Below are 12,387 nucleotides of genomic sequence, written 5' to 3'. Positions count from 1 at the left end.
CTTAAAATAATTGTCAATCAAAAAGGGCTAAACGCCAATGGCGACAAGGCTTGTGAGAATATTCTCAATCGCGTTACTCTAACAATACTCGCTAGACTCGGCAAGCTTAAAAACCTTGGATGCCAGATTATTTTCACAGATTGTCGATTTTATGCTGCTTCTGTCTTAAAGCCTATAACAACAGACCCAGATCAGGCATTAAAGTTCAGCTTTTCGTCCCACTGTGACTCTCGCAAGCCCGGCATAGTCCTTAATCGTTGCCACTAGCTGAAAACCGCTTTGCTCCAGGATCTGTCGTACGGGTTTGCCCTGTTCAAAACCATGTTCAAAAACCAGCCAGCCGCCTGGTTTAAGGTATATCACCGCCTGCTCGGTGATATATCGAATATCGGACAGCCCATGATCCTCGGCCACCAAGGCAGACTGTGGCTCATAGCTTAAATCATGCAAATGCGGATCATTGTCGGCGATATAAGGTGGGTTACTGACGATCATATCCAGCTCACCATGTGACCAGTCATCCAGCCAATGCCCCTGCTGGCAGACCATATTATTAAGCTGGTACTTTTTACGATTATGCTCAGCCACCGCCAAGGCTTGCTCGCTGAAATCAACCGCCCAAACCCGAGCCCCGGGTCGCTCGCTGGCAATAGCCATCGCAATCGCTCCGGTTCCGGTTCCCAGATCCACCACCTTAACGGCTCCATCCACAGGCAGCTGTTCTAAGGCATACTCGATCACATGTTCCGTTTCCGGGCGCGGAATTAGCGTGGCCGCAGATACTTTCAGAGTAAAAGTCCAGAAGTCTTGCTGACCAAGAATATAAGCTACCGGCTCGCCGTCGACGCGGCGCTTTATTAAAGCCTGAAACTGCGCAAATGAAGATTGACTTAAGATGTGATCCGGCCAGGTCTTGAGCCAGGTACGATTTTTATCCAGCAGATAAGCCAATAACAGCTCAGCATCCAGCTTAGCACTATCGCTGGCAGCCAGTTGTTTGACGGCCCAGTCGATAGCGCTGGCAATGGTATGACTCAAGGGTAAATTCCGCTTAGTCGGCCTGTCCAGACAGGGCCGCTAACTGATCGGCCTGATGCTCTTGAATTAACGGCTCGACGATTTGATCGATATCGCCTTCCATGATTTCGTCCAACTTATACAGGGTTAAGTTGATGCGATGATCGGTCATACGGCCTTGTGGATAATTGTAAGTGCGAATTCTATCCGAGCGATCACCGGTTCCGACCAGGTTTCGGCGCATCTCGGTTTGCTCAGACTGTTGCTTCGCTTCCTCGGCCGCCTGCAAACGTGACTGCAACACGGACATGGCTTTAGCACGGTTTTTATGCTGTGAGCGCTCATCCTGACACTCAACCACCACACCCGTCGGCAAGTGAGTAATACGAATGGCCGAATCGGTTTTGTTAACGTGCTGACCACCGGCACCTGAGGCGCGGAACGTATCCACTTTCAAGTCCGCTGGGTTAATATCAATGGCATCGACTTCATCCGCTTCCGGCATCACCGCTACGGTACAGGCCGAAGTATGAATACGCCCTTGCGATTCGGTCTCAGGAACACGCTGCACTCGGTGCGCCCCGGATTCGAACTTGAGGCGTGAATACACACCATCACCGATAACCCGTAAAATAATTTCTTTATAACCGCCGTGCTCGCCCTGGCTCTCACTGATGATTTCAGTCTGCCAGCGCTGTTTTTCGGCGTATTTGCTGTACATACGGAATAAGTCACCCGCAAAAATAGCCGCCTCATCGCCACCCGTACCGGCACGTATTTCAAGGAAAGTATTTTTATCGTCGTTAGGATCGCGCGGCAGTAGTAATTTCTGTAAGTCCACTTCCAGCGTTTCAATCTGCTCTTTTGCGCCCTTTAATTCTTCCTGAGCCATTTCACGCATATCCGGATCATCGTCTTTCAACATTTCCTCGGCACTTTCTAAATTCTCCACAGCTTCCTGGTACTGCTGAAACGCCTTAACGACTTCCTCTAATTGAGAGTACTCTTTGGAAAGATCGCGGAATTTATTTTGATCCGAAATAATCTCAGGATCACCAAGCAAAGCTTCTAACTCTTCGTGGCGATCAACCAAACCTTCTAATTTTTGACTGACAGAATCCTGCAACATGCTGCTAATTTATTCCCGTAGACTAATAACGATAATTGATAATACCAAACCCGGTTAATCGTCGGACGACTTATCCAGCTGAAACAGCTGTCGAGTAATCTGATGGCGATCCCACTCGTCATCCTCTTCTCGTAACCATACCATAGGTTGGTGTAAAAACTTCTTGGTCAGACGATGCGTGAAATGCTCTAAGGCTTCATCGACATCACCGCCATTTTTTAGTTGTGCTTTGACCCGCTCCAGCTCAGCTTGGGCGACCTCATTAAACACTTGCTGTAACTCACGCACTGTATCATGTTTCTGGCGACCTGCATGCCACTTTTGGAAATCTTCAACGAATTCCTTCAGTATTCCCTGCGCTTCCTGCGCCGCTTCCTGACGCGCCTGTAAGTTTTCCTGAATCACGCCTTCCAGATCATCAACCGTATAGAGATAAACATCATCAAGATTGGCCACCGAGCTTTCGATATCGCGCGGCACCGCCAAATCGACCATAAACATGCTCTTACGACGACGTTCCTTAACAGCGGACTCAACCATCCCCTTACCAATAATTGGCAACATACTGCCAGTTGAGCTGATCACAATATCTGCCTGCGCTAAATAGTGCGGTATGGCTTCCAGCCCCACAGCCTTCCCCTCAAACTCACTCGCCAGATGCTGCGCATTAGCCAGGGTCCGGTTAGCCATGACCATACTGTGCACACCGCTCTGCTCTAAATGCCGTGCCGCCAGTTCAATGGTTTCACCAGCTCCGACAAAAAGGACGGTCAGCTTAGAAAAGTCGGCGAAAATATGCCGCGCTAAACTAACCGCGGCATAAGCCACGGACACAGGATTAGAGCCGATTTCCGTTTCATGGCGCACTCGTTTCGCCGCCGAGAACGTCTTCTGGAACAGGCGCTCCATGACTTGCTCAACCGTACCGGCGCGCTTTGCCTTTTGATAACAGGCCTTAAGCTGCCCCAGGATTTGCGGTTCGCCCAGAACCATCGAGTCCAGACCACTCGCAACCTGCATTAAATGGCTGACAGCATCAAGATCCTGATGACAGTAAATCGCTTCGTCCAGATCTTGAGCTAACGCTTTCTTTGTCTTGAGCCATTCCAGTAAGCCAGCTTTCAGCTCTTCGGCCGACTTCGACTCGTTAGACACATAAAACTCAACCCGGTTACAAGTCGATAACAGAGCCACCTCGGAATCGTCGATGGTCTCTTTCAATTCAGCCATCACTTCACCCAACTCATGATCGGCGAAAGCCGCCTTCTCACGCACGGCGAGAGAAGCTGTTTTGTGGTTTATTCCTAAAGCAATCAAAGACATAAGCTAGGCTATACGGTCACTCACGAAAGATACGACAAATCAAAGACATGTAATTGGCGCGAATTATAACACCGCTTAGAGTTGTCCGCTAATCTTAAAAAAACGTCAAAACTTCATTTTTTCACTGTACTGTATAAATTTTCTTGATACTCTTGTGGAGTGCTTTCACAAAATTTTTATAGGAATCTATTAGAATAGACGGAATGAAGAAGCTTTCCTCAATTAAAATCCTTGCCGTTTCAGCCTGCTATATATTACTAACCTCTTGTGCTACCACACAACCGCAGGTCACAGAAACGCCTCCGGAATCCAGCGCCGAACAGCAGCAGGAGCACCCTTCTGTTGCCCAGTTTTCCGCCGAGGATCGCGGTCAACTCTACTTCAGTATTCTATTAGCAGATATCGCCAATAAACAGCAGCTATACGACGTTGCACAAAGCAACTTCTTCTATGCTGCGGAGCAGACTGGCAGCCAGGTGCTCTCGGCCAAAGCCGCCATGGTCGCCTTGATCGAACGGGATTATGCTAACTCCATGGACGCAGTGAAACTGTGGCTCGACGCATCACCCGACGATGCCAATGCCTATAAGGTAGCCATAATCGCCACCTTGGCCCAGGGCCATACCAGCTCGGCGAAAGAATACCTTCAGCAATTACTCCCCCTGCTGCCGCAGAACGATGATGAAAAGCTTTACGAACTTATTCGCCTGGCCAGTTTTCAGGATGACGCTGACTTTATTCCCTTTTACAGCACCGTTAATAAACCACTCAGCTCGCCCTATATCGCCACGGCTGAAGCCTATTTGCGTTTAAAGTCCGAGCACCCCAAGAAGCAGTACGAGCGCATTCAGTCACTCCTGAGTTTCACCTTAAAACAAAAGCCGAATTTTCTGTCGGCAATTGAACTGAAAGGTGAAGCGTTCGCTTTGAACTCTAAACAGGAGCGCACTCAGTACCTGTTACAGGTGTTACGCCATAACAACCTTAGCACCGAGCAAACTTATAAAATCGGCGAACTGCTCTATACCCAACGCGATTATGGCAACGCTCTCATCGCCTTTAAACGAGTGCTGGAAAAACGCCCCAACGATACCCAGACTCAGTTTTTAACCGCCAGTAGTCATTACGCATTAGAGCACTACCAAAAGGCCAGTAATATCTTCTGGTCTTTGGCACAGCAATCGTTCAAAAAAGAAATTACCAGTTACTATTGCGCCGACTCAGCAGCCCGAACTGAGGATCTGGTGAAAGCTTATACCTGCTACGAGATGGTTCCTGTAGGTCGCTTCTACATGACGGCACGTACCGAGCTGGCACAGCTTTATGCTGAGCATGGCAAAATGGAGCAGGCGCTCAAGAGCCTGCAACGGGCTCAGCGCAGAGTAGGTCTGGACGATCGTCAGCGTCTGCTCGAATTTGAAATCAACCTATTGACCCAGACCGGTGATTATCAGCAGGCCGAGCGCCGAATCCAATCAGCACTTCAAGTCAGTCCGGACAAACCTTTCCTGTTCTATCTGAAACTCCAGCTGTTAAACCAAACCCAATCGGTAGCTGAATTCCGCCAGTCCATTCTCGCACTACGCGACGGCGTCAAGGATCAACAGTTACAAAACGACATCATTTTAATAGGCGCTAATTTCCTGCAAGGCCGCAATAGCCACCTAATGGCCTACCAGCTTCTTGAAAAGGCCTCCGCTCAACAGCCCGACAACGTTGAGCTGCTGTACAGCAAAGCGCTCGCAGCCGAACCGCTGGAATATTACAGTTCGATGGAAAAAGATTTACGCCGTGTAATAAAGCTCGACCCAGATCATGTTCATGCCAAAAACTCCCTTGGCTATACCCTGGCGGATTTAAACCGCTCCCTACAGGAAGCCAAAGCGTTGATCGAAAGCGCCTACCATCATGAACCGGATAATGTCGCGATACAAGATTCCATGGGCTGGGTGAACTATCGTCTCGGGAATTTCAAAAAAGCCCTAAAATACCTTGAGATGGCTTATCAGCAGGAGTCATCGCCGGAAATTGCCTCACACCTGGGCGAAGTCCTGTGGGTCATGAACAAGCACCAGCAAGCCATCAAAGTATGGCAAAAAGCCTTGCGCCTGTCCCCAAACAACCAGTATATTTTGCGCACCTTACGTCGATTCCCAAAGGCTAACCTGCTGGATACTTAAGATCAGCGGGTTACAATATCTCGATACATTGAATAACAAAAAGCTGGAGCTCCATGCGATTCACAACAACCAAAATAATTGCTAGCGCACTACTGTCCCTGCTCGCCCTCACGGCCTGTGAAACCACACCCGTCAAACAGGAAACCACGGTGTGGGATGATCCGCGCTGGCAAAAACATTACCAACTGCTGAAAACGTTCGAGCAATACCAGCTTAAAGGGCGGATCGGCATTACCCACCCGGAAGACAGCTTCTCATCCAACTTCTTATGGCAACAGCGTCAACAGGATAACTTCACCTTCCGCATGTATGGCGCTTTCGGTCAGACCTATCTGATTTTAAAGGTCGGCCCCAATCTCAGTACCCTGGATACCGGCGACGACGAACACTATCAAGGCGTTGATGCGCGAAATCTATTGTACGGCGTATCCGGATGGGATATTCCGGTGAGCCTGATGCAGGACTGGATTAAAGGCCTGCCAACCGGGATCAATAAAAGCAATCTACTGATCAATGCTGACGGCACCCTGCAGCAAATCAAATACCTCGACTACACCGTCGACTTTATTCGCTACGACGAGGCCGAGTGGGAGCGTGATAATAAGACCATCACCTTAAAAATGCCGGACAAAATTAAAATCGTTCAGGGGCAGAATAAAATCATTCTGTCTGTCCGCTCCTGGGACATAGAGCCTGCGCAGGAGTAAACCATGACTTTCGAGCATACCACCGGCTTTACCAACGACGATGGTTACAGCTACTGGCCAGCACCAGCAAAGCTGAATCTGGAATTACGCATTCTGGGGCGACGCGATGACGGCTATCATGAGCTGCAAACCCTGTTCCAGCTATTGGATATCGGTGACGAGATCTGGATCAAGCCGAACGACAGCGGCATAATCACTCTGGATAGCGCTTACGACGAAGTGCCAAGCGACGATAACCTAATCATCAAAGCCGCGCGCGCCCTGGCGCCCTACAAAAAAGATTCCGACGGTGCCGATATCCACTTGCACAAACACCTGCCCTCCGGTGCCGGTCTCGGTGGCGGCAGTTCCGATGCGGCCACAACCCTGATAGCATTCAACCGATTATGGTCGTTAAACCTGGATAACGAAACACTGTGTGATATTGGCGCCAAACTGGGTGCGGATGTACCGGTTTTTGTGAATGGTAAAACGGCATGGGCGGAAGGCATTGGCGAAATTTTGAGCGCAACATCGGTACCGGAAAAATGGTATTTAATTGTCTATCCTGATGTAAAAATAAACACTTCGAAAATTTTTTCACATCAAGCGTTGACAAGAGACAATAAACCCATTAAATTACGCGCCACTCGCACAGAGGCAAGTTTAGAACTTGGTTACAACGCCTTTGAGCCTCTTGTGGCAGAGCTTTATCCAGAGGTTGGGGAAGCCCTTGACTTTCTTAACAAATTTGGAAAAGCAACGCTCACAGGAACTGGAAGTTGTGTGTTCTTAACCTTTGACAATGAGCGAGAAGTCCGTAAAATAGCGGCACTGTGCAAGCAGCGCTGGCTAACCTTAACAGCACGAGGTATCGACACCTCACCGCTCGTTTAAGGTGCTATATTGCAGGGGTATCGCCAAGCGGTAAGGCAGCGGCTTTTGATGCCGCCATTCGTTGGTTCAAATCCAGCTACCCCTGCCATTTTCTTTTTTTAAACATCAATTTCTCTGCTTGTGAATTTGGGGCAAAACACAGGGCTTTCCGATGTCAGACTTAATGCTTTTCAGTGGTAACGCCACTCCTGATCTCGCCAAACGTATTTCCGATTATTTAAAAGTTCCTTTAGGTAAAACTAACACCTCTCGCTTTAGCGATGGCGAATGTAATGTTGAGATCCTTGAGAACGTTCGCGGTAAAGACGTTTTTATCATTCAATCAACCTGTGCGCCAACCAATGACAATTTAATGGAATTGGTGATTATGGCTGACGCGTTAAAGCGCGCTTCAGCTAAGCGTATTACAGCGGTTGTTCCGTATTTTGGTTACGCTCGCCAGGACCGCCGTGTCCGCTCAGCGCGTGTTCCAATCAGTGCTAAAGTTGTCGCCAACATGATCAGTGGCGTTGGTTTTGACCGCGTATTAACGGTTGACCTGCACGCTGACCAGATTCAGGGCTTCTTTAACATCCCAGTAGATAACGTCTACGCCACGCCAGTATTACTTGATCACATCAGATCGCAAGCAGGCAAAAACCTAATGGTGGTTTCTCCTGACGTAGGCGGTGTGGTTCGTGCTCGCGCGATTGCTAAGCGTTTAGACGATGCTGACCTTTCGATTATCGATAAGCGTCGCCCACGCGCAAACGAAGTTGGTGTGATGAACATTATCGGTGACGTTACCGGCCGTGACTGTGTCATCGTTGATGATATGGTTGATACTGCTGGCACCCTTTGTCAGGCGGCACAAGCGCTGAAAGATAACGGCGCCAACAGCGTATCAGCTTACGCTACGCACCCGGTATTATCGGGCAAAGCAATCGACAACCTGAACAACTCTGCTCTGGATGCATTGGTTATTACCAACACCATCCCGCTGAGCGAAGAAGCTCAAGCCTGTGATCGCATCGAAATCTTAGACTTGGCACCATTATTGGGCGAGTCAATTCGCCGTGTTAACACGGAAGAGTCGATTTCGACGATGTTCCTGGACTAAGTTTTAAACTAGACCTGAGACCACATCGAACGATTCAAAATCCCGCGCCAGTCGCGGGATTTTTTTATGTCCAGCTCCATTAATGAGCCTATCCTGAGGACAAATCCAACCACAGCATGCCCTTTCAAAACCAATACATCCAAGATGCTTAACATCTCTAACAAACCCTTTACGGTGTTATACACATGTATCGGGCGTACTTCCCCATAAAAGTTAGCCTCATGTTTCAAAATTATAGTGTAAATCGGTAAGTGACCGTAGGAAATCCCTTTGGGAGACAGCCCGATTTAGCAAAAACGAAACAGGGAAGTTTCGTGGTGACTGCAGGGAATGCCCGTGGTGCGGCACGTTAGTAATTTTGGAGTATGAGGGAAGCGCATGCGCCTAACTTTTGGGGCGAGTTTTTTGATTCATTTTTTGCTCGTACAAACGACCAAAGGAAGTCCCTTTAGGGAAAATGAATATATAGAATTCCTTCCATTAACTTTAATGGCAATTAAACAGCCAAGCCGCAGGAGATAGCACTTAACTACCCCTACACCTCCTGTTTAACCTTAAACCCACCCTAAAACCCCCAAAAAACCTGAATTTATCCCTAAATAAACTGGCTTATTGGGTTGGGATCAAGGTATAATTCGCGTCCGATTTTTCTCGGGCTCGGCTTGGTCGCAAAGTCTGGCCTTACTATTTACTCAACTTGTGGAGATAACACAATGAGCGATTTTACACTGAATGCTGAATTACGCAGCGATATAGGGAAAGGTGCGAGCCGCCGCCTACGTCGTCTTGCGGACAAAATCCCTGCCGTAGTATACGGTGGTAACGAAGAAGCAAAGTCAATCACTTTGCACCACGATGAAATCAACAACATGTTGGATGATGAAGCAGCATACTCTTCAATCATCAACTTAGTCATCGACGGCGAAACTGAAGAAGTTCTTATCAAAGACCTTCAGCGTCACCCGTTCAAACTAAAACTAATGCACGTTGACTTTAAACGAATCGTCCGTGGTGAAAACATGGAAGCAAACGTTCCATTGCACTTCATCAACGAAGATAAAGCGCCTGGTACAAAAGAAGGCGGCGTAATGTCTCACCAGTTAACGACGGTTGAGATCTCTTGTCGTCCACGTAACTTGCCTGAGTATATCGAAGTTGACTTGAGCGAGATGAACATCGGTGATTCTGTGCACTTGAGCGAAATCACGTTGCCAGAAGGCGTTGAGCTAGTTGCCTTCATGCACGGTGATGTTGAAGAAAATGACCTATCTGTTGTTAACATGGTACCGCCAGTTGTCGAAGAAGAACCTGAAGAAGACGCTGACGAAGTTGATGAAACTGATGTTCCAGCTAGCGAACAGAAAGGTGACGAAGGCGACGACGCAGAAGAAAAGAACGAAGAGTAATTCTTCGTTCACTCTGAACGCCTTCAGTTAGACAATGTCTAGCATCAAGTTAATTGTGGGCCTGGCCAATCCAGGCTCACAATATCAAGATACCCGTCATAACGCTGGTGCCTGGTATGTCGAAGAACTGGCACGAGCTTATAATATCCCCTTCAAAGTCGAAAGTAAGTTCCATGGCCTATTCGCCAAAGGCTTAATTGGCTCTGAAGAAATCAAATTACTGATCCCAACCACCTTTATGAACGTCAGTGGCAAAGCCATTCAGGCCGTCGCTAACTTTTATAAAATCGCTCCCGAAGAAATCCTCGTCGCACACGATGAACTGGATATCGACCCGGGTACGTTAAAGCTGAAAAAAGGTGGCGGCCACGGCGGTCATAACGGCCTGCGTGATACCATCAGCAAGTTGGGTAACAACAAAGAATTTATGCGTTTACGCGTCGGCATCGGCCACCCAGGACACAAGAGTCAGGTTACTGGCTACGTCCTCAGTAAACCCAGCCCCGACGATCGTAATGCTATCAATTTAGCGATTGATGAAGCCGTACGCGAAACCCCGACGCTGTTAAACGGCGACTGGGATAAAGCCGTACACAGACTGCATAGCGTGAAAGCTGGCGCTCAATAAACCGAATCAATAGTAGAGAGAAGTAACATGGCACTAAATTGTGGAATCGTGGGCTTGCCCAATGTAGGAAAATCGACCCTGTTCAATGCACTGACAGATGCAGGCATTGACGCTGCCAACTACCCTTTCTGTACCATTGAACCGAATACGGGCGTTGTACCGATCCCGGATCCACGTATCGACGAAATTTCGAAAATCGCCAACCCACAGAAAGTGCTACACGCAACCATGGAGTTCGTGGATATCGCAGGTCTTGTGGCGGGCGCATCGAAAGGTGAAGGTCTGGGCAACAAGTTCCTGGCCAACATTCGTGAAACACATGCTATCGCCCACGTGGTGCGCTGCTTCGCTAACGACGACGTGGTGCACGTTGCCGGTAAGGTCGACCCAATCGCCGATATCGAAACGATTAACACCGAGTTAGCGCTGGCTGATCTGGAAGCGGTCGAAAAACGTATTATTAAAACAGCCAAGGTCGCCAAGAGCGGCGATAAAGACGCCAAAGCCGAGCTTGCGCTGCTGGAGAAGGCCAAAGAGTGCCTCGACGAAGGTAAAGCCCTGCGTAGCATGGATTTGGACAAAGACGAGCGCAAACTGATGCGCAAGTTCCAGCTTATTACCATTAAGCCGACCATGTACATCGCTAACGTCAGCGAAGACGGTTTCGAAGATAATCCTCTTCTAGACAAGGTTCGTGAATTCGCAGCTTCTGAGCACGCCGAAGTGGTGCCTATCTGCGCCTCTATCGAATCGGAAATCGCCGCGCTGGACGACGAAGACAAGGTCGACTTCCTGAATGACTTAGGCTTAGAAGAGCCGGGCCTGAACCGCGTTATCCGCGCTGGTTACAACCTGCTCGACCTGCAAACCTACTTCACCGCTGGCGAGAAAGAAGTTCGCGCATGGCAGGTTAAAGTCGGCGCTACCGCACCACAGGCCGCTGGCGTCATCCACACAGACTTCGAAAAAGGCTTTATCCGTGCCGAAGTGGTTTCTTACGACGACTACATTGGTCATAACGGTGAAGCAGGTGCTAAAGAAGCCGGTAAATGGCGTCTGGAAGGTAAAGATTACATCGTCCAGGACGGCGACGTCATGCACTTCCGCTTCAACGTCTAACGAATCGGAAAAAAGGCGCATATTTTCGCTCGAAAGGCTTGACATAAAGCCCCGAAATCACGAAAATACGCGCCACTGAATTAAGGCTATGTAGCTCAGCTGGTTAGAGCACAGCATTCATAATGCTGGGGTCGGTGGTTCAAGTCCACCCATAGCTACCATATATATCAAAGGGTTACGTCATTTTTGCGTAGCCCTTTTTTATTGCCTGCAAAACGTAAGTCCACCGTAAGTCCAACGTGGATGAATAAAAAGTCCATTTATTTATACTTATCTCTGCTCAAAACGACCAAAAACAGTTTAGATAATATGTTATTTTAAGCCTGAAAAAAGTGAGGCTGATTATTTAAATTTAAACTTATGGACTACCGAAGATTACTAACAGAGTTAACCATATGAAAGAGGAGAGAATATAGGCACCTTCTTGAGGAATATCAGAAGTACAATATATTAAATTAGAATTAATCATTAAAATACTTTTCTAAATATAGACTAAATTGTTTAATGTCTAAAAAATTATAGATTAGAATCTTATTTAAAAGTCTATCAAGAATTTTCAACGGTTCTGGGAAGATATAAAATTTTCGATCAATAATAGCTATAAGTAGTGCTAGCGTTCTTTCGGGTGTGAAATCTTTGGGTTTATACTTGAAGCATATGCTGCAACAAACATTTATGAAGTTAATAACCTCATCACTTATTTTTAATTCAGAAAAATTATAATATTTTGAAGTATTATTAATTTTATTATATTCATCTAATAGAACGATATACATTGTAGTGGTCAACAAAACCCGGACACCTTTTTAGCTAATTTCTCGGCTTTTGCCGGTGGTAGACCATCATTAAATTGATGCGGTCGCTCCCAGTTGTAATAATTCATCAGGAAGTAACTGACATCAC

General features: G+C 47.6%; 10 protein-coding genes and 2 tRNA genes. 9 read left to right on the top strand and 3 right to left on the bottom strand.

Annotation, left to right across the window (positions count from 1 at the left end):
- Positions 1-198: 198 nt before the first annotated feature.
- Genes prmC through hemA form a run of 3 tightly spaced genes read right to left on the bottom strand, consistent with a single transcriptional unit; the run spans position 199 to position 3,469 of the window.
- Positions 199-1,038, bottom strand: a complete 840-nt coding sequence (prmC, locus tag H7708_RS05130) for a peptide chain release factor N(5)-glutamine methyltransferase (protein WP_223669405.1) — start codon at positions 1,036-1,038, stop codon at positions 199-201.
- Between the two features lie 13 nt (positions 1,039-1,051).
- Positions 1,052-2,143: a peptide chain release factor 1 gene (gene prfA, locus H7708_RS05125; protein WP_223669678.1), complete on the bottom strand. Its 1,092-nt coding sequence runs from the start codon at positions 2,141-2,143 to the stop codon at positions 1,052-1,054.
- Positions 2,144-2,200: 57 nt separating this feature from the next.
- Positions 2,201-3,469 carry a glutamyl-tRNA reductase gene (gene hemA, locus H7708_RS05120; RefSeq protein ID WP_223669404.1) on the bottom strand — a complete coding sequence of 423 codons (1,269 nt, stop codon included), beginning with the start codon at positions 3,467-3,469 and terminating at the stop codon, positions 2,201-2,203.
- A 203-nt stretch (positions 3,470-3,672) separates the two neighbouring features.
- Between hemA and H7708_RS05115 the strand changes: the two genes are divergently transcribed.
- The 9 genes from H7708_RS05115 to H7708_RS05075 all read left to right on the top strand — a co-directional run bounded on the left by H7708_RS05115 (position 3,673) and on the right by H7708_RS05075 (position 11,645).
- Positions 3,673-5,649 carry a tetratricopeptide repeat protein gene (locus H7708_RS05115; protein ID WP_223669403.1) on the top strand — a complete coding sequence of 659 codons (1,977 nt, stop codon included), beginning with the start codon at positions 3,673-3,675 and terminating at the stop codon, positions 5,647-5,649.
- A gap of 53 nt (positions 5,650-5,702) precedes the next feature.
- Positions 5,703-6,356, top strand: a complete 654-nt coding sequence (gene lolB, locus H7708_RS05110; RefSeq protein WP_223669402.1) for a lipoprotein insertase outer membrane protein LolB — start codon at positions 5,703-5,705, stop codon at positions 6,354-6,356.
- A gap of 3 nt (positions 6,357-6,359) precedes the next feature.
- Positions 6,360-7,232 (top strand): 4-(cytidine 5'-diphospho)-2-C-methyl-D-erythritol kinase, encoded by an 873-nt coding sequence (ispE, locus tag H7708_RS05105; protein ID WP_223669401.1) that lies wholly within the window; start codon positions 6,360-6,362, stop codon positions 7,230-7,232.
- Between the two features lie 13 nt (positions 7,233-7,245).
- Positions 7,246-7,320, top strand: a tRNA-Gln gene (locus H7708_RS05100).
- A gap of 63 nt (positions 7,321-7,383) precedes the next feature.
- Entirely contained in the window at positions 7,384-8,331 is a 948-nt protein-coding gene (locus H7708_RS05095; RefSeq protein WP_223669400.1) for a ribose-phosphate pyrophosphokinase, read from the top strand.
- A gap of 713 nt (positions 8,332-9,044) precedes the next feature.
- A complete protein-coding gene (locus H7708_RS05090) occupies positions 9,045-9,737 on the top strand; it encodes a 50S ribosomal protein L25/general stress protein Ctc (RefSeq protein WP_223669399.1) in 693 nt (230 codons plus the stop codon).
- A 34-nt stretch (positions 9,738-9,771) separates the two neighbouring features.
- Positions 9,772-10,365, top strand: a complete 594-nt coding sequence (gene pth, locus H7708_RS05085) for an aminoacyl-tRNA hydrolase (protein WP_223669398.1) — start codon at positions 9,772-9,774, stop codon at positions 10,363-10,365.
- A gap of 27 nt (positions 10,366-10,392) precedes the next feature.
- The gene (gene ychF / locus H7708_RS05080) at positions 10,393-11,484 is read left to right on the top strand and encodes a redox-regulated ATPase YchF (RefSeq protein WP_223669397.1); all 1,092 of its coding nucleotides are present in this window, start codon (positions 10,393-10,395) and stop codon (positions 11,482-11,484) included.
- A gap of 84 nt (positions 11,485-11,568) precedes the next feature.
- Positions 11,569-11,645, top strand: a tRNA-Met gene (locus tag H7708_RS05075).
- The last annotated feature ends 742 nt before the right edge of the window (positions 11,646-12,387 follow it).

Origin of the sequence: Kangiella shandongensis (assembly GCF_020005365.1) — a bacterium.
Taxonomy (GTDB): domain Bacteria; phylum Pseudomonadota; class Gammaproteobacteria; order Enterobacterales; family Kangiellaceae; genus Kangiella; species Kangiella shandongensis.
This window is presented reverse-complemented; position numbering and strand designations above follow the sequence as displayed.

Coding starts and splice junctions, on each gene's coding strand:
- hemA (WP_223669404.1), bottom strand. CDS start 3,469: ATGTCTTTGATTGCTTTAGGAATAAACCACAAAACAGCTTCTCTCGCC.
- H7708_RS05115 (WP_223669403.1), top strand. CDS start 3,673: ATGAAGAAGCTTTCCTCAATTAAAATCCTTGCCGTTTCAGCCTGCTAT.
- lolB (WP_223669402.1), top strand. CDS start 5,703: ATGCGATTCACAACAACCAAAATAATTGCTAGCGCACTACTGTCCCTG.
- ispE (WP_223669401.1), top strand. CDS start 6,360: ATGACTTTCGAGCATACCACCGGCTTTACCAACGACGATGGTTACAGC.
- H7708_RS05095 (WP_223669400.1), top strand. CDS start 7,384: ATGTCAGACTTAATGCTTTTCAGTGGTAACGCCACTCCTGATCTCGCC.
- H7708_RS05090 (WP_223669399.1), top strand. CDS start 9,045: ATGAGCGATTTTACACTGAATGCTGAATTACGCAGCGATATAGGGAAA.
- pth (WP_223669398.1), top strand. CDS start 9,772: ATGTCTAGCATCAAGTTAATTGTGGGCCTGGCCAATCCAGGCTCACAA.
- ychF (WP_223669397.1), top strand. CDS start 10,393: ATGGCACTAAATTGTGGAATCGTGGGCTTGCCCAATGTAGGAAAATCG.